The sequence below is a fragment of the Agromyces sp. NPDC058064 genome (assembly GCF_042885275.1).
Lineage (GTDB): Bacteria > Actinomycetota > Actinomycetes > Actinomycetales > Microbacteriaceae > Agromyces.
Genome location: NZ_JBHVSE010000001.1, coordinates 1 through 17146 on the forward strand (window position 1 = coordinate 1; position 17146 = coordinate 17146).

The 17146-nt window shown below is 72.0% G+C and carries 16 protein-coding genes; 6 read left to right on the forward strand and 10 right to left on the reverse strand.

Going from position 1 to position 17146, the window contains the following annotated elements; all coding sequences use genetic code 11:
• Window positions 1–173 precede the first annotated feature (173 nt).
• The 3 genes from ACFVSL_RS00005 to ACFVSL_RS00015 form a co-directional block, all read right to left on the reverse strand.
• A complete protein-coding gene (locus ACFVSL_RS00005; RefSeq protein WP_386937375.1) occupies window positions 174–2414 on the reverse strand; it encodes an MMPL family transporter in 2241 nt (746 codons plus the stop codon).
• A gap of 72 nt (window positions 2415–2486) precedes the next feature.
• Window positions 2487–2738, reverse strand: a complete 252-nt coding sequence (locus tag ACFVSL_RS00010) for a zf-HC2 domain-containing protein (protein WP_386937377.1) — start codon at window positions 2736–2738, stop codon at window positions 2487–2489.
• Window positions 2735–3382: a sigma-70 family RNA polymerase sigma factor gene (locus ACFVSL_RS00015; protein WP_386939287.1), complete on the reverse strand. Its 648-nt coding sequence runs from the start codon at window positions 3380–3382 to the stop codon at window positions 2735–2737. The genes ACFVSL_RS00010 and ACFVSL_RS00015 overlap by 4 nt, the downstream gene beginning before the upstream one ends.
• Before the next feature lie 135 nt (window positions 3383–3517).
• Here ACFVSL_RS00015 and aroA point away from each other — a divergent pair, with 135 nt between their 5' ends.
• The 3 genes from aroA (at window position 3518) to bcp (ending at window position 6464) form a co-directional block, all read left to right on the forward strand.
• Window positions 3518–4888 carry a 3-phosphoshikimate 1-carboxyvinyltransferase gene (gene aroA / locus ACFVSL_RS00020; RefSeq protein ID WP_386937378.1) on the forward strand — a complete coding sequence of 457 codons (1371 nt, stop codon included), beginning with the start codon at window positions 3518–3520 and terminating at the stop codon, window positions 4886–4888.
• Window positions 4885–5925, forward strand: a complete 1041-nt coding sequence (gene rsgA / locus ACFVSL_RS00025) for a ribosome small subunit-dependent GTPase A (protein WP_386937380.1) — start codon at window positions 4885–4887, stop codon at window positions 5923–5925. The genes aroA and rsgA overlap by 4 nt, the downstream gene beginning before the upstream one ends.
• 62 nt (window positions 5926–5987) lie before the next feature.
• A complete protein-coding gene (gene bcp, locus ACFVSL_RS00030) occupies window positions 5988–6464 on the forward strand; it encodes a thioredoxin-dependent thiol peroxidase (protein ID WP_386937382.1) in 477 nt (158 codons plus the stop codon).
• A gap of 100 nt (window positions 6465–6564) precedes the next feature.
• Here the strand turns inward: bcp and ACFVSL_RS00035 are convergent, their stop codons facing one another.
• Window positions 6565–7056: a hypothetical protein gene (locus tag ACFVSL_RS00035; RefSeq protein WP_386937384.1), complete on the reverse strand. Its 492-nt coding sequence runs from the start codon at window positions 7054–7056 to the stop codon at window positions 6565–6567.
• A gap of 198 nt (window positions 7057–7254) precedes the next feature.
• On the opposite strand from ACFVSL_RS00035, the gene ACFVSL_RS00040 reads away from it, so the two are divergent.
• Window positions 7255–7503, forward strand: coding sequence for a WhiB family transcriptional regulator (locus ACFVSL_RS00040; RefSeq protein ID WP_022888365.1), 249 nt, complete (start codon window positions 7255–7257; stop codon window positions 7501–7503).
• Between the two features lie 61 nt (window positions 7504–7564).
• Here ACFVSL_RS00040 and ACFVSL_RS00045 read toward each other — a convergent pair whose 3' ends face one another.
• Genes ACFVSL_RS00045 through ACFVSL_RS00055 form a run of 3 tightly spaced genes read right to left on the reverse strand, consistent with a single transcriptional unit; the run spans window position 7565 to window position 10957 of the window.
• Window positions 7565–9058, reverse strand: a complete 1494-nt coding sequence (locus ACFVSL_RS00045; RefSeq protein ID WP_386937386.1) for a sensor histidine kinase — start codon at window positions 9056–9058, stop codon at window positions 7565–7567.
• Between the two features lie 26 nt (window positions 9059–9084).
• Window positions 9085–10329 (reverse strand): CpaE family protein, encoded by a 1245-nt coding sequence (locus ACFVSL_RS00050; protein WP_386937387.1) that lies wholly within the window; start codon window positions 10327–10329, stop codon window positions 9085–9087.
• A gap of 1 nt (window position 10330) precedes the next feature.
• Complete coding sequence (locus tag ACFVSL_RS00055; RefSeq protein WP_386937389.1) at window positions 10331–10957, reverse strand: hypothetical protein; 627 nt, start codon at window positions 10955–10957, stop codon at window positions 10331–10333.
• Between the two features lie 131 nt (window positions 10958–11088).
• Here ACFVSL_RS00055 and ACFVSL_RS00060 point away from each other — a divergent pair, with 131 nt between their 5' ends.
• Complete coding sequence (locus ACFVSL_RS00060; RefSeq protein WP_386937390.1) at window positions 11089–11382, forward strand: helix-turn-helix domain-containing protein; 294 nt, start codon at window positions 11089–11091, stop codon at window positions 11380–11382.
• Between the two features lie 23 nt (window positions 11383–11405).
• Here ACFVSL_RS00060 and ACFVSL_RS00065 read toward each other — a convergent pair whose 3' ends face one another.
• Window positions 11406–12011, reverse strand: coding sequence for a hypothetical protein (locus tag ACFVSL_RS00065; RefSeq protein ID WP_386937392.1), 606 nt, complete (start codon window positions 12009–12011; stop codon window positions 11406–11408).
• A 184-nt stretch (window positions 12012–12195) separates the two neighbouring features.
• On the opposite strand from ACFVSL_RS00065, the gene ACFVSL_RS00070 reads away from it, so the two are divergent.
• Entirely contained in the window at window positions 12196–12648 is a 453-nt protein-coding gene (locus tag ACFVSL_RS00070; RefSeq protein ID WP_386937393.1) for an Rv3235 family protein, read from the forward strand.
• 27 nt (window positions 12649–12675) lie between these two features.
• On the opposite strand, the gene ACFVSL_RS00075 is transcribed toward ACFVSL_RS00070, so the two are convergent.
• Both ACFVSL_RS00075 and secA read right to left on the reverse strand, forming a co-directional pair.
• Window positions 12676–14211 (reverse strand): carboxylesterase/lipase family protein, encoded by a 1536-nt coding sequence (locus ACFVSL_RS00075; protein WP_386937395.1) that lies wholly within the window; start codon window positions 14209–14211, stop codon window positions 12676–12678.
• A 126-nt stretch (window positions 14212–14337) separates the two neighbouring features.
• The gene (gene secA / locus ACFVSL_RS00080; protein WP_386937397.1) at window positions 14338–17121 is read right to left on the reverse strand and encodes a preprotein translocase subunit SecA; all 2784 of its coding nucleotides are present in this window, start codon (window positions 17119–17121) and stop codon (window positions 14338–14340) included.
• Window positions 17122–17146: the final 25 nt, after the last annotated feature.

Genomic DNA, 17146 nt, shown 5'->3' on the forward strand with positions numbered 1-17146 from the left:
GCTGGCGCATCCCGAGCGAGTAGCCGCCGACGCGCCGGTCGGCGAACTCGGCGAGGCCGACCTGCTCGAGCACGAGATGTACACGACATGAGTCGTCGGCTGCGTCTGTTGTGTATACGTGCGTGCGGTTCGGCTTCGGGCGGCTCCGTGGGGGGGGCCTGCACCGGCCGTTCCTACTCGGCCCTGCGGGCCAGCCTGCTCGGCCACCAGATGACCCGGCCGAGGTCGTAGGCGAGCGCGGGCACGAGCAGCGTGCGCACCAGGAAGGTGTCGAGCAGCACGCCGAACGCCACGATGAACGAGATCTGCACGAGGAACAGGATCGGCAGCACGCCGAGCGCCGCGAAGGTCGCCGCGAGCACGAGCCCGGCCGAGGTGATCACCCCGCCCGTGAGCCGGAGTCCGCGGATGATGCCGGGCCGGGTGCCGAACTGCAGCGACTCCTCGCGCACGCGCGTCATGAGGAAGATGTTGTAGTCGACGCCGAGCGCGACGAGGAAGACGAAGCCGAACAGCGGCACCGAGGGGTCGGCACCGGGGAACCCGAAGACGTGCTCGAAGACGAGCGCCGAGACCCCGAGTGCCGCCGCGAACGAGACGACCACGCTGCCGATGAGGATGAGCGGGGCGATGATCGAGCGCAGCAGCAGCATCAGGATCAGGAGGATCGCGGCGAGCACGAGCGGGATCACGAGGTTCCGGTCGGCGATGGCCGCGTCGTTCGTGTCGAGGGCGACCGCGGTCTGGCCGCCGACGAGCACCTCGGTGCCGACCTCGTCGAGCGAGGTGCGGAGCTCCGCGACGGTCGCCTCCGCGGCCATCGAGTCGGAGGGGTCGGCGAGCGTCGCCTGCAGCATCACGTTGCCGTCGACGACGGTCGGCTCGGGGGCGGGGGTCCCGGGCGGGCCGAAGGCCTGCACGCCGTCGGCGGTCACCGGGGCGGTGCCCGCGGGCGAGTCGGCCGAGACGACGGCGACCGAGTCGACCCCGTCGATCGCGAGGGCCGTGTCGGCCATCTGCTGCAGCTCGTCCTCGGGGCCGACGATGAGCGCTGGCGTGCCCGAGCCGGCCGGGAAGTGCTCGCCGAGCAGCGCCTGGCCGTCGCGGGCCTGCGACTCGCCGAGCACGAACTCGCTCGACGGCACCCCGTCGGCGTCGAGCTGGGCCAGGCCGAGCGACATGCCCGCGAGCGCGAGCACCGAGACGATCCACACGATGCGGGGGCGTCGCGAGACGAGCCGGCCGATACCGGCCCAGAGGCCGCGGTCGGGCAGGTCGTGCTCGTCGGGCGCGGATGCCTCGTGCAGCACCCCGGCCGCGTGCGCACCGTGCGCGGGCTCGGCGTCGTCGCCGCGGTGGGCGATGCGGCGCGGCCAGAACGCCGCGCGCCCGGCCCAGAGCAGGAGCGCCGGCAGCAGCGTGAGCGCCGAGAGCAGCGCGAAGACGATGCCGATCGCGGCGACCGGTCCCAGGATCTTGTTCGAGGTCAGCTCGCTCGCGAGCAGGATGAGGAGGGCGACGATCACCGTGCCGCCCGAGGCGACGATCGGCTCCCACGAACCGCGCAGGGCCGCCCACGTGGCATCCCATCGCCGTTCGTACCGTGCGAGCGTCTCGCGGTACCGCGAGATGTAGAGCAGCGCGTAGTCGGTCGCGGCGCCGATCACGAGGATGAAGAGGATGCCCTGCGTCTGCCCCGAGAGCAGCAGGATGTCGGCGCGGGCCAGTGCGACGACCGTGAAGACCGAGGCGCAGAGGGCCGACATGCTCGTGAAGAGCACGATGATCGGCAGCAGCGGCGAGCGATAGACGACGATGAGGATGAGGAACACCGCGGCGAGCGCGACCGCGAGGAGCAGCCCGTCGATGCCCGCGAAGGCGGCGCTGAGATCGGCGGTGAAGCCCGCGGGCCCGGTGACGGCCGACGTCGTCCCGTCGACCGCGTGCTCGTCGAGGACGGTGCGCATCTCGGCGACGACGTCGGCCGGGGGCGCGGCGCCCTCCGAGGTGTCGATCGGCAGGACCATCTCGACGGCCTCGCCGTCCTCGGAGGGGATCACGGGCGATGCCTCGTCGCCGAGCACCCCGTCGACCTCGATGAGCGCGGTGCGGAGCTCGTCGGCGGCGTCGAGCTGCGCCTGGTCGAGATCCGTCCCGTCGTCGCTCGCGACCACCACGATCGAGGGGATGACCTCGCTGTCGCGGAACTCCTCCGCGAGCTCGGCGACCTCGGTCGCCTCGGCCGAGGCCGGCAGGAACTGCGCCTGGTCGTTGGTCGAGACGTCGCTCAGCGAGCCGAACGCGGCACCGCCCGCGCCGAAGGCGCCGAACCAGAGGAGGATGAGGACCGCGGGAATGAGCACGCGGAGCCACGTCGGGACGCGTGGGCGCTTCGGGGCAGGAGTGTCGATCACACCGACGACGTTACGGACGCCGCACGCGGCCGCGCATCGAACGAACGATTGAGTCGGTCGGCAGGGGGCCGATCAGGCGACGGTGTGGGTCGACTGGTAGAGGCGGATCTGCGCGAGCACCTGCACGCGCAGCTGGTCGGGCGCGCTCTCGCGGCAGGCCCGCTGCACGACCTCGGTGATCGCGACGCCGACGCGGAGCTCCGCCTGGCAGTCGGCGCAGTTCTCGACGTGCTCGCGGATGTCGGAGGCGTCGACGGCCTGCAGCTCGTTGTGCAGGTACTCCTCGAGCTCGGCTCTGGCCTTCTCGCAGCCGCAGTCCGTCATTTCTTGCTCCTCGCGGGTTTCGGCGCCTTCTCGGCCGCGGCGAACCCCTGTTCGCGGGCGTAGTCGGCGAGGGACTCGCGAAGCAGGCGCCGGCCACGGTGCAGACGGCTCATCACGGTCCCGATGGGGGTGTTCATCATGTCGGCGATCTCCTGGTAGGAGAAGCCCTCGACGTCGGCGAAGTACACGGCGAGCCGGAAGTCCTCGGGGAGCGCCTGCAGTGCGTCCTTCACGGCGCTGTCGGGCAGGTGGTCGATCGCCTCGGCCTCGGCCGAGCGGCTCGATCGGGCGGTCGTCGACTCGGCACCGCCGAGCTGCCAGTCCTCGAGGTCGTCGATCGTGCCCTGGTAGGGCTCGCGCTGCTTCTTGCGGTAGCTGTTGATGAAGGTGTTCGTGAGGATGCGGTACAGCCACGCCTTGAGGTTGGTGCCCTGCGTGAACTGCCCGAACGCGGCGAACGCCTTCACGAACGTCTCCTGCACGAGGTCCTGCGCGTCGGCCGGGTTCTTCGTCATGCGGAGCGCGGCGGCGTAGAGCTGGTCGAGGAACGGCAGCGCCTGCTCCTCGAAGAGTTCGCCGAGAGGCCGGGCCTTCTCGGGGGTCTCGGCTTCGGTCGGCGCCTGGTCGATCTCGTCGGCAGTCATCACCGTCAAGCTTAGATCGTCGGCTCCGGCGACGACCCCGCGCCCGGCACCGGGCAGCTCGATCGGTCGTTCGAGGACTGCAAGCGACATCCGCACCATCTCCTTCCGCGTCCCTGACGCTACTGTTGATAACCGATGCAGATTTCGAGGTATTCCGAGCCCGAGTTCGATCCGTACGGCGACAACAGAACGACCGAGACGGATGCCGGGTGGCGCGCGCCGCTCGCGACGTCGCCGCTGTCCGCGGTCGTCTCGCTGCCGGGGTCGAAGTCGCTGACCAATCGCGAGCTCGTGCTCGCCGCCCTCGCCGACGGGCCGTCGATGCTCCGCGCCCCGCTCTGGTCGCGCGACAGCGAGCTGATGGTCGAGGCGCTGCGCGCCCTCGGCACCCGGTTCGAGCGCGTGCCCGGCCGGGGCGAGTTCGGCGACGACCTGAGGGTCACCCCCGCCGACGAGCTGCTCGGCTCCACGACGATCGACTGCGGCCTCGCCGGCACCGTCATGCGCTTCATGCCCGCGGTGGCCGCCCTCGCCCTCGGACCGACCACCTTCGACGGTGACGAGTACGCCCGCAACCGCCCGATGTCGGGCGTCATCGAGGGTCTCAAGGGGCTCGGCGTCGACCTCGACGACGACCGCAGGGGCACCCTGCCGTTCACCGTGCACGGCACCGGCCGGGTCGCGGGCGGCGCCCTCGAGATCGATGCCTCCGCCTCGAGCCAGTTCGTGTCGGGCCTGCTGCTGTCGGCTCCGCGCTTCGAGCAGGGCCTCGACCTCCGGCACGTCGGCGAGCGGCTGCCGAGCCTGCCCCACATCGAGATGACGATCGAGACCCTCGCCGCACGCGGCGTCGAGGTCGCGACGCCCGAGACGGGCCGCTGGGTCGTCGCCCCGGGCCCCATCCGCGCGATCGACGTCGAGCTCGAGCCCGATCTCTCGAACGCGGCGCCGTTCCTCGTCGCCGCGCTCGTCGCCGGCGGTTCCGTCACGATCGTCGGCTGGCCCGAGACCACTACCCAGGTCGGCGCGCAGCTCGCCGAGCTGCTCCCCCGCTTCGGCGCCCGGGTCGAGCTCGACGGCGACCGGCTCACCGTGCATGCGCCCGAGCCCTCGGAGGGCGGCGGCCGAGGCATCCGGGGGGTCGAGCTCGACCTCTCCGAGGCCGGCGAGCTCGCCCCCAACCTCGTCGCCCTCGCGGCACTCGCCGACGAGCCGTCGACGATCACGGGCATCGGGCACATCCGCCACCACGAGACCGATCGGCTCGCCGCCCTCGCGACCGAGCTCAACGGGCTCGGCGGCCGCGTCACCGAGCTGCCCGACGGGCTCCGCATCGAGCCCGCGCCGCTCCACGGCGGCCCCTGGCGGGCCTACGCCGACCACCGCATGGCGACGAGCGGGGCGATCATCGGGCTCGCCGTGCCCGACGTCGTCGTCGACGACATCGCCTCGACCGGCAAGACCCTGCCGCAGTTCACCGCGCTCTGGGAGCGGCTGCTCGCATGACGTGGTGGAGCACCGACGACGACGAGGACGACGAGCCCGAGTTCGACGAGTCCGCCGTCAGGGTGCGTCCCAACCGCCGCGGCTCGCGCCCGCGCACGAAGACGCGCCCCGAGCACGCCGACGCCGTCACGGGCACCGTGCTCGGCGTCGACCGCGGGCGCTACTCGGTGCTCGTCGACGAGGGCGGCGCCGACGAGCGCGAGCTGACCGCGGCCAGGGCGAGCGAACTCCGCCGCAAGTCGGTCGTGACGGGCGACCGGGTCGACCTCGTGGGCGACGTCTCGGGCGACGCGGGCACCCTCGCCCGCATCGTGCGGGTGCAGGAGCGCACCACGCTCCTCCGCCGCAGCGCCGACGACACCGACGAGGTCGAGCGGGTCATCGTGGCGAACGCCGACCAGATGCTCATCGTCGTCGCGGCGGCGAACCCCGAGCCGCGCGTGCGTCTCATCGACCGCTACCTCGTCGCGGCGTACGACGCCGGCATCCGGCCGCTGCTCTGCATGACGAAGACCGACCTCGCCGACCCCGACGAGTTCCTCCGCAACTTCCCCGGCCTCGAGCTGCCGGTGTTCCGCTCGCGCAGCGACGAGATGCCGCTCGCCGAGATCACCGAGGCGCTCGTCGGGCACCGCACGGTCTTCGTCGGCCATTCGGGCGTCGGCAAGTCGACCCTCGTCAACGCCCTCGTGCCGAGCGCCCACCGCGCGACGGGGCACGTCAACGTCGTGACCGGCCGCGGCCGGCACACCTCCTCGTCGACGGTGTCGCTGCGCATCGACCACGACGGCCGCACGGGCTGGGTCATCGACACCCCCGGCGTGCGGTCGTTCGGCCTCGGGCACGTCGACCCCGCGAACATCCTCGGCGCGTTCACCGACCTCGCCCGAATCGCCGAGGACTGCCCCCGCGGCTGCACGCACCTGCCCGACTCGCCCGACTGCGCGATCATCGAGGCGGTCGACGCGGGCGAGCTCGGCGAGACCGGACGGGCGCGCCTCGACTCGCTCCAGCGCCTGCTCGCCACCTTCGCCTGAGCCGGCGGTCCGGAGGTCCGCACGGAGCATCCGCTCATCGAAGCGTGCCTACGATGGGTGGCATGACCGATGCACGACTCGCCCCCGGCGACCTCGCCCCCGACTTCACGCTCGACGACCAGAACGGCGACGCCGTCACGCTCTCGTCGCTGCGCGGGTCGAAGGTCGTCCTGTACTTCTACCCCGAGGCGATGACCCCGGGCTGCACCACCGAGGCCTGCGACTTCCGCGACAGCCTCAACTCCTTCAAGAGCGCCGGCATCCGCGTGCTCGGCGTCTCGAAGGACGAGGTCGAGAAGCTCGCCCGGTTCGCCGAGCGCGACCGCCTGAACTTCACCCTGCTCGCCGACCCCGACCTCGCCGTGCAGCAGCAGTACGGCGTCTGGGGCGAGAAGTCGCTCTACGGCAAGATCGTCGTGGGTTCGATCCGCTCGACCTTCATCATCGACGAGGAGGGCCGCATCCAGCGGGCCATGTACAACGTGAAGGCCACCGGGCACGTCGCACGGGTGCGCCGAGAGCTCGGCCTCGACGCCTGAGTCGCCCTCCACGCCCCCGCGCCGACGAACGGGCCCGGCCGCAGTTGCGGCCGGGCCCGTTCGCGTTCGCGTTCGTGTTCGGGTTCGCCGAGGCGACGGGTCAGGCCGTCGGGTGCTCCTCGGGCCGTGCGTAGGCGAGCCGCACCGGCGTCCAGAGGAGCAGGCCGATGACCGTGATGGCGGGCACGAGGAGCGCCCAGCCGATGTCGGGTCGCGCGAAGAGACCCTGGAAGGCGCCGACCGCGATCGAGACCTGCAGGATCTGCCAGACGATCGCCGCCGCCCGCGACCACGGCGCGCGCCGCAGCGAGGCGACCGCGACCGCCGAGATCCAGATCGCACCGATGACCACGAGCACCAGCAGCGCGATCGCCGTCGCCATCGACGAGGGCTCGAGCGTGAACAGGTCGAACAGCAGCCAGAGCACGAGGCCGACCATGAGCAGGGCCTCGGCGAAGAGCGCGACGCTCACGACCACGAGGGCGGCGCGAACGCCGCCGTCCTGCGCGGGCTCGACGGGCGGACCGGCCTCGGCCCGGTCGCCCGCCCCCTGACCGGATGCCTCGGGCCGGGTCTCATCGCGTCGATTCACAGCGTTGTCCCATACATGGCTATTGATTCGGTCTCTCCACTATGCGACCATTTATGAGGTCGAATTGATGCTCACAGGGACGTGAGCCGATCAGTCATGATCCTACTTCCCGAGATTCGACTTTCCCCCTGCAGCAGCCCTCACGGGCAAGCGCAATCGTGCGCGTCTGCGAACGAAGTACACGCAAGGAGCATCTCCATGGATTGGCGCGACAAGGCCGCCTGCCTCACCGCAGACCCGGAACTCTTCTTCCCGGTCGGCAACACCGGTCCCGCCGTCGATCAGATCGAGAAGGCCAAGACGGTCTGCGCCCGCTGCACCGTCACCGAGATCTGCCTGCAGTACGCCCTCGAGACCGGTCAGGACTCGGGCGTCTGGGGAGGCCTCTCCGAGGACGAGCGCCGCGCACTCAAGCGCCGCGCCGCTCGCGCCCGCCGCGCGGGCTGAGCCCCACCGCTTCAGATGCTCCGGGGCCCGCGTCAGGCGGGCACCGGAGCATCTTTCACTGCTAGGCCTGGGTGATCCAGCGCAGCGGGATCTCGATCGTCACCTCGGTGCCGCGGCCGACCACCGTGTGCCAGTCGATCGTTCCGCCGAGCTCGCCCTGGATGAGCGTGCGCACGATCTGCGTGCCGAGCCCTTCGCCGACCTTGCCCTCGGGCAGGCCCGCGCCGGTGTCGCGCACCTGCACCGTCAGCTCGGTCTGCGATCGGTCGGCGATGATCTCGACGTCGCCCTCCTGACCGGCGAGGCCGTGCTCGACCGCGTTCGTCACGAGCTCGGTGAGCGCGAGGGCGAGCGGCGTCGCATACTCGCTCGGCAGCACGCCGAACGAACCCGTGCGCTTCGGGTGCGCGGTCGTGTTGTGCGCCGACGCGACCTCGGCCACGAGCAGCAGCGCCCGGTCGAACACCTCGTCGAAGTCGACGTTCTGCGAGAGGCCCGTCGAGAGCGTGTCGTGCACGACGGCGATCGCGCCGACGCGCCGCATCGCCTGGGTGAGCGCGTCGCGCGCCTCGTCGGAGTGGGTGCGGCGCGCCTGGATGCGCAGGAGCGACGCGACGGTCTGGAGGTTGTTCTTCACCCGGTGGTGGATCTCGCGGATCGTCGCGTCCTTGGTGATGAGCTCCTGCTCCTGGTGGCGCAGCTCGGTGACGTCGCGGGTCAGCACGATCGCGCCCGTGCGCTCGCCCCGCCGGCGGATCGGGATCGCCCGCAGCGACACGGTCACCCCCCGCGACTCGACGTCGGTGCGCCACGGCGCCCGGCCGGTCACGACGAGCGGCAGCGACTCGTCGACGACGAGCTTGCCGCCGAGCAGCGCGGTCGTCACCTCGGCGAGCGACTCGCCCTCGAGCTCGTCGTCGAAGCCCATCCGGTTGAAGGCCGAGAGCGCGTTCGGGCTCGCGAAGGTCGTGATGCCGTCGACGTCGAGCCGGATCAGGCCGTCGGAGGCGCGGGGAGCGCCACGGCGGGGGCCCGTCGGCGCCCCCAGGTCGGGGAAGTCGCCCGAGGCGATCATCTGGAAGAGCTCTTCGGCGCACTCGTTGAAGGTGAGCTCCTGACGGCTCGGCGTGCGCGTCGCGCCCAGGTTCGTGTGCCGGGTGATGACGGCGACCGGCTCGGCGGCGATCGCCGTCCCCGTCGCGTTGAGTCGGCGCATCACGGGTACCGCGCGCACGCGCGTCGGCATCTCCTCGTACCAGTCGGGGGCCGAGGAGTCGACGATGCTGGCCGAGCCGAACGCCTCGGTCACGAGGTCGCGCCACTGGGGCTTGATGCCCTGCCCCACGAAGTCGCGGTAGAAGAGGGTCGCCGCGCTCGAGGGCCGCGAGTGCGCGACCGCGACGAAGTCGTCGTCGCCGGACGGCACCCAGAGCACGATGTCGGCGAAGGCGAGATCGGCGAGCAGTTGGAGGTCGCCCACGAGCATGTGCAGCCAGTCGACGTCGGCCTGACTGCTGCGGCCCTGGGCGAGGACGAGTTCACTGAGGGTCGACACGGATCCAGCGTAGTGCGCGTTTCGCCTCAGCCCGTCGCAGCACGACGGAGCAGGGGCGGCGCGAGGCGACGTCGCACGGGCGCGACGGGCTCGGGCAGGATCGAGCTCAGCACGTAGGCTCGCAGGGCCGACCGGAGGGGTGCGCGCCCCGCAGCGTCGCGCAGGGTCCGTGCGCCGAGGATCGCCGCGTCGGCGGCCCGGCCGTCGTGCGGCAGCAGCACGGCGTCGGTGATGCCCGCGAATCGGCGCAGCGTCTGCCGGACCTGGGCGTGCGCGTCGATGCCGAGCGCGCTCTGCCTGACCCGGTTGACGACCACGTCGACGCGCTCGGAGTCGACGAGCGAACCGAGCTCGTCGAGACCGCGGAGCAGGCGTGAGAGCCCGACCGGGTCGGCGAGCCCGATCGCGATCACGCGATCGGCCGACTCGAGCGCGGCGAAGGTCGCGGCGTTGCGCCGGGGCGCGAACTGGTCGCTCGTGATCTCCTCGTCGCGTTCGAGGCTGAACCCGGTGTCGATCACGAGGTACTCGTAGTGCTCGCGCATCGTCGCGAGCGCGCCGCCCACCCGCTCGTGCGAGAGCTCGGGCCACCGGCTCGGCCCGACGAGCCCGGTGAAGACGTCGAAGGCGGCGCGAGGAGCCGAGTAGCGCTGGGCGATGCGCTCGAGCTCGGTGCGGTCGAGCGCACCGGCGCCGGCGAGGCGGCAGGCCGCGGCGAAGCCGGGCGTCTCGTCGAGGAGCCCGAGCACGGGCGCGATGCCGCCGCCGTAGGGGTCGGCGTCGACGAGGGCGACCCGATGACCCGCGGCCGCGAGCTCGGCGGCGACGTTGACCGACATCGTCGTGCGGCCGGGCGCGCCGGCCGCACCCCAGCAGGCGATCACCCCCGCAGGCGACGAGGCGCCGTCGCCACCCCCGATGCGCGATGGGACGGCGACCCCGCCCGTCACGAGCGACTCGAACTCGGCCCACTCGGCATCGGCGTCGACGAGCTCGTGCACGCCGAGCGCGCCGGCGTGGGCGCGCTCGACGTCGTTCGCGACGACGCCGACGAGACGGATGCCGCGCTCGTCGCACGCGGCGAGCAGTTCGGCGCTCAGGGTGCCGCGCCCCGCCCCGACGACCACGACGTCGGGCGCCAGCACGTCGAGGCTCTCGACGACGTCGCGCCAGCCGACCATCCGGGCGACGACCGCGTGGCCGTGCTCGACGAGGTCGGGCAGCAGCCGATCTTCGGTGGAGGCGTCGAGGGCGAGCGCCAGGCGCGCCATCTCAGTCGCCCGACGATCGCGTCGCGACGAGGTCGATGGCGTCGTCGGCGGCGAGCGCCTCGAGCAGTGCCGCGACCTTCTCTCGCGGGACCAGGAGTTCGACCGACGTGCCCCCGGAGGCCATCATGCCGCTCTCCTCGACGAGCGCGGCGATCTCGGCGCCGCCGACGAGCACCTTCGGAGCCTCGAACCCGCCGCGCTCGGTCGCCTTCGCCGACCAGACGTCGACCCTCGACCCCGCCTCGAGCCCGCTCGGCAGCGGCCCGCGGCTCGGCACGACGACCGTCGACAGGCCCGTGCGGTCGGCGTCGTCGACCGCGGCGAGCGGCACGAGCTCACCGGCCTGCACCGTGCGGGCGACGACGAGCGACGAGTCGGGCGCGCCGTCGACGAGCAGGTAGTGCTGCTCGCTCGCGCCGAGGCGGACCGCGGCGACATCGAGGTCGTCGGGCTCGAGCCGGGCGCCCGGCGTGAGCGTGTCACGGGCGACGTAGACCTCGACGGTGTCGTCGAGGCCGGCGACGAGCGCCCAGACCCCGAGCGTCGAGCCTGCGACGAGGACGAGGCCGATCAGGAGCCTGGGATCGAGCCTCACGGCTCCGCGTTCGCCGCGGCTGCGAGCGGTCATCGGCACTGCCTCCTGTCGTCGGCGCCCCTGCGCCGGACCCATCGTCACCCGAACCGCGACGAACGTCCCGAAGTTATCCACAGCGGCACCGGCTCGACTGCGCACCACCTCATCGGGTCGATAATCGAGACATGACCTCACCCGGTTCGGGCGGCGAGATCGGCCGCTTCCTCACGATCGCCGACGCGGCCGAGATCCTCGCCGTCGACGTCGCGGCCGTCGACGAGCTGATCCGCAGCGGCGAGCTCCCGGCCATCCGGGTCGGCACGTCGGGCCCGTGGCGCATCGAACGCGCCCAGCTCGAGGTCTGGATCGAGCTCCAGTACGAGGAGACGCGCGTGGGCGTGGCCTGGAACGAGGGCGAGTTCGCGAACGTCACCGAGCTCTCGGGCGCCCGCGGCGGTCGCATCCGCCCCGTCGACTAGCCGCACCGGGCGGGGCCGGCGGCTCAGCCGAAGCGCACCAGGAGCAGCCGCGAGAGCGGGACGATCCGGTAGCCGTGCACCTCGCGCTCGCGTCGCGCGCTGCCCGGTTCGTGGAGCGCGAGGTCGAGGTGATCGCGCGCGACCCGGTCGATCGTGCCGTGCACGATGCCGTCGACGGTCGTGAGCTGCAGGGCGGTGCGACGACGGCACAGGTCGCGCAGCACGAACGGCAGGCCGATCCGCTCGGCCAGGCGAACGGATGCCTCGGGCAGCACGGCGAGGCTCGGATCGAGCTGTCCGCGGCCCGGCAGGACCGCCGCGACCGCCGCGAGCGGCACGAGGCACTGCTCGACCGGGCGGCCGTGATGGCGGACCTCCGCGCTCATCCAGTCGCGGCCGAACCCGACAGGGCGGACGGCGAGCACCGTGCCGCCCGCCAGCTCGATGCGCACGAGCTCCTCGCCGGCTCCCCCGGCATCGCCGGCACGGGCGATGGCGGCCAGCCGGTCGCGCAGCGTCAGCCGGCCGAGCCGCAGGCGCTCCTCCTCGAGTGCGAGGACGCGCTGCTCCTCGTGCTGCTCGCGGTCGAGCTGCGACTCGAGGTCGGCGAACAGCAGGTCCCAGCGCATGCAGCGACGCTACCCCCGTGACGCCGGGTGACGGCCGAGTTCTCCACAGCCCGAGAAATCTCTTGACACGCTTCGACGCCCTCCCTAAATTTCACTCCAGTGAGTCACTTCTGTCCCCCTCTCGGGGGGTGAGCCTCGTCGCCGTCCCGAACGCCCGGCGACTCCCAGCCCTACTGGAGCAACGATGACCGTACGCGATGCCGCTGCCGCCCGAACGGCCGCGGTGCAGGGCGGTGCCGCCCGCCACCTCGAGCTCGACGACGACTACTTCGCGCGCCAGCCGACGCGGCGCTCCGAGCTCCCCGACCCCGAGCCGCTGCTGCGCAACCTCACGCACTGCGTCCTCGAGTCGCTCGCCGGGGCGCGCGACCTCGAGCAGCTCGCCCGCTGGGTCACCGACGACGTCTACCGAGCCCTGTCGAAGCGGGTCGTGCTCGCCGCGAGGGCCCGCCGGGTCAAGGGCCAGCAGGCGCAGCGCCCGTCGTTCTCGGTGGGCCGCGTGCACCTGCACGAGCCGGCCGAGGGCGTCGTCGAGGCCGTGGTGATGGTGCACCAGCGAGCGCGCTCGCGCGCGGTGGCGATCCGCCTCGAGGGCTTCGACCGGCGCTGGCGCGCGAGCGCCGTCAGCGTCCTCTGAGTCCCGCGCTCACTCCGAGCCGGGCGCTCACGCCCAGCTCGCGCGCTCGTCCTCCCTGGGGGCGAGCACGGTGCGCGTCTGCACGTCGAAGGTCCGCACCGGCCGATCGGCCGTCCAGCGCTCCCACCCCGGATCGCCGTGCGTCGCGAACGCGACCCATGCCCCGTGCATCTCGCCGGCGAGCGACGCCGGCGCCGCTCCCCCGGTGAGCGCGATCGCATCGTCGGCGCCGAGCCGGTCGAAGACCGCCGGCAGTTCCATGCAGTGCGCTGCGCCGAGCCCCAGACGCGGGCTCGACCAGCCGAACTCGTACACCCAGGTCTCGGCGCCGCGCCCCAGGCGGGCGTCGGCGAGCCGGTTGATCGGGAGGCGGAGCAGGAGATCCGTGGCGAGCGCCCCGAACAGCTCGCCCCGGCTCGCGCCGGCCCGGTTGCGTCGGTAGACGCGCATCGTCGCGCCGCGGATCTTGAAGCTGAGTCGGGCCGCAGCGAGGTGGAGCGCGCTGATGCGCGCGGTGAGCCCCGTCGGCTCGAGCCAGAGCCGGGCCTCCTCGCGGGTCGACCCGATGAGCACCGGGATCGCGTCGGCGGCGCCCGCGCCGAGCGCGACCTCGGGGTCGGGCAGACCCTCGCCCACGGCGAGCGCGAAGCCCGGACCGCCGGTCACGGGCGTGGTGCCGGCGATGACGCGCAGCTGCGCCGCCACGAGCTCGGCGGGGGCGACCGAGGCGAAGCCGTCTCGGTCGGCGGCGACGCCGAGGTCCTTCGCGATCAGGCGGGTGATGCGAGCCGCCCGTTCGCGCGTGCGCGCCGCGAGCGGCCCGCTCTGCAGGATGACCCGGTCGGCGAGCCCGGCGCCGTCGGGGTGGGCGAGCGCGGCCGCGATGAGCGAGGCCCCCGCCGACTGCCCCGCGACGGTGATCCGGCCGGGATCCCCGCCGAACGCGGCGATCTCGCGCCGCACCCAGCGGAGCGCGGCGATGACGTCGAGCAGCCCGAGGTTCAGCGGGCCATCCTCGAGCACCGAGAACCCCTCGGAGCCGACCCGGTAGTTGATCGACACGAAGACGACGCCGTCACGTGCGAACGTGCCGCCGTCGTAGCTGTGGAGGGCGTTCGCACCGCGCGACAGCGCGCCGCCGTGAACCCAGACGAGCACGGGCCGCAGCGTCGGCGCACCGCTCGAGTCGCCCACCTCGTCGGGAGTGGCCCCGTCGACGCGCTCCCCGGTCGACGGCGCCCACACGTTGAGGTTCAGGATCTCGTCGCCCGGCACCTCGATGGAGGGCAGCACCTGCTCGAGTCCGCCGCCGTAGGGCGCCTGCGGCGCCGTGGATCCCGGTCGCGTGGCGTCCCGCTCGCCCGTCCAGCCGGGGTGCGGCTCGGGCCGTGCGAAGCGCAGCGGCCCGAAGGGCGCTGCCGCATAGGGCACTCCGAGGAAGCGATCGATGCCGTCGACGCGCGAACCGCGGAGCATCCCACCGCCGACGCGGGCGACCACCGCCTCGGGCTCGTCGATCGTGTCTGCGCGCACCGCGGCCGCATCGTCGGGTCGTGACGCCATGTCTCCTCCTCGAGTGGGCGATCCTCCGATCGTAGGGGGCGTCGCGCTCCCTGCGCACTCGGCTGCGCGAAACGACCGCGGCCCGCATGCTCGAAGGAGCATACGGGCCGCGGAGGTCGACGGGGGCTAGCGCCCCTTGCGCTCCTGGGCGCGTCGCTCCGAGCGGTTCTGCGGGGCGACCTCGCCGCCCGAGCGCTGCCCGAAGGCCCCGCGCTCGGTCTCGGCCGCGGGAGCCTGACTCTCCGCGACCGCGCGCCGCGCGCGCTGGGTGGCGGCCTGCTGCACCTGGCCGCGCTGGTTGCGCACCTCGACGCCGCCCGAGTCGCTCGGCGCGGTGTAGCTGAGCTTGTCGTCGGAGGCGCCCTGGCGGCCGAGGCCCTTCGCCTCGATCGTCGCGCCCGAACCGCCCTGCGGTGCGACCTCGACCTCGAGGTTGAACAGGAATCCGACGGTCTCCTCGCGGATGGAGCCCATCATCTGCTGGAACATCGCGAAGCCCTCGCGCTGGTACTCGACCAGCGGGTCGCGCTGGGCCATCGCACGCAGGCCGATGCCGTCCTTCAGGTAGTCCATCTCGTAGAGGTGATCGCGCCAGCGACGGTCGATGACCGAGAGCACGACGCGACGCTCGAGCTCGCGCATCGCGGGGCTGCCGAGCTGCTCCTCGCGGCGCTGGTAGGCGAGCTTCGCGTCGGACAGGATCTCGCGGCGCACGAACTCGCGATTGACGCGCCCCTTCTCTCCGGCCTCGGCGACGACCTCGTCGATCGTGATGCCGACCGGGTAGAGGGTCTTCAGCTCCGTCCAGAGGGCATCGAAGTCCCACTCGTCGGGGTTGCCCTCGGCGGTGTGCTGCGCGAGCACCTCGTCGATCACGTCCTCGAGGAACTTCTGCGTGCGCTCGTGGAGGTCGTCGCCCTCGAGGATGTGACGGCGGTCGCCGTAGATCGCCTCGCGCTGGCGGTTGAGGACGTCGTCGTACTTCAGCACGTTCTTGCGGATCTCGGCGTTGCGGGCCTCGACCTGCGACTGCGCCGAGCGGATCGCGCGGGAGACGACCTTCGACTCGATCGCGACGTCGTCGGGCACGCCGCGCGACATCAGGCTCTCGGCCGCGCCGGCGTTGAACAGCCGCATGAGGTCGTCGGTCAGCGACAGGTAGAAGCGGCTCTCGCCGGGGTCGCCCTGACGACCCGAGCGACCGCGCAGCTGGTTGTCGATGCGGCGCGACTCGTGGCGCTCGGTGCCGAGCACGTAGAGTCCGCCGGCGGCGAGCACCTTCTCGGCCTCGACGTCGACCTCGGCCTTGACGGCCTCGAACACGCCGTCCCAGGCGGCCTCGTACTCCTCGGGCGTCTCGGCCGGCGAGAGGCCCTTCTCGTGCATCTGCTGCACGGCGATGAACTCGGCGTTGCCGCCGAGCATGATGTCGGTTCCACGGCCGGCCATGTTCGTGGCGACGGTGACCGCGCCCAGGCGACCGGCCTGCGACACGATCGCGGCCTCGCGGGCGTGGTTCTTCGCGTTCAGCACCTCGTGCCGCACGCCCTTCTTGGCGAGCAGGCGCGAGAGGTACTCGCTCTTCTCGACGCTGGTCGTGCCCACGAGCACGGGCTGGCCCTGCTTGTGGCGCTCGACGATGTCTTCGACGACCTGGGCGAACTTGACCTCCTCGTTCTTGTAGACGAGGTCGGACTGGTCGATGCGCACCATCGGCTTGTTCGTCGGGATGGGCACGACGCCGAGCTTGTAGGTCGACATGAACTCGGCCGCCTCGGTCTCGGCGGTACCCGTCATGCCGGAGAGCTTCGAGTAGAGGCGGAAGTAGTTCTGCAGCGTGACGGTCGCGAGGGTCTGGTTCTCGGCCTTGACCTGCACGCCCTCCTTGGCCTCGATCGCCTGGTGGATGCCCTCGTTGTAGCGGCGGCCCACGAGGATGCGGCCGGTGTGCTCGTCGACGATGAGCACCTCGCCGTTCATGACCACGTAGTCCTTGTCGCGCTTGAACAGCGCGTTCGCCTTGATCGAGTTGTTGAGGAACGAGATGAGCGGCGTGTTCGCCGACTCGTAGAGGTTCTCGATGCCCAGATAGTCTTCGACCTTCTCGATGCCGGGCTCGAGCACGCCGACGGTGCGCTTCTTCTCGTCGACCTCGAAGTCCTCGCCGGGGACGAGCCGCGCAGCGAGTCGCGCGAACTCGGCGAACCAGCGGTTCGCCTCGCCCGAGGCGGGGCCCGAGATGATGAGCGGGGTGCGCGCCTCGTCGATGAGGATCGAGTCGACCTCGTCGACGATCGCGAAGTGGTGGCCGCGCTGCACCATGTCGGAGGCCTGCCAGGCCATGTTGTCGCGCAGGTAGTCGAAGCCGAACTCGTTGTTCGTGCCGTACGTGATGTCGGCCGCGTACTGCTCGCGGCGGACCTGCGGGGTCTGGCCCGCCACGATGCATCCGGTCGTCATGCCGAGGGCGCGGAAGACGCGGCCCATGAGCTCCGACTGGTAGCTCGCGAGGAAGTCGTTGACGGTGATGACGTGCACGCCGCGGCTCGTGAGCGCGTTGAGGTACGCGGCGGTCGTCGCGACGAGCGTCTTGCCCTCACCGGTCTTCATCTCGGCGATGTTGCCGAGGTGGAGCGCAGCGCCGCCCATGAGCTGCACGTCGAAGTGGCGGAGGCCGAGGGTGCGGCGCGACGCCTCGCGGACGGCCGCGAACGCCTCGGGCAGCAGGTCGTCGAGCGACTCGCCGCTCGCGTAGCGCTCGCGGAGCTCGACGGTCTCGTGCTTCAGCTCGTCGTCGCTGAGCGCCAGGAAGCCCTCTTCGAGCGCGTTGATGGCCGCCGCGTAGTTCTCGAGCCGTTTGAGGGTTCGGCCCTCGCCGACGCGGAGGACCTTTTCAAGAATCGAAGCCACGAATGTTCTCCTGTGTTTCATCGGG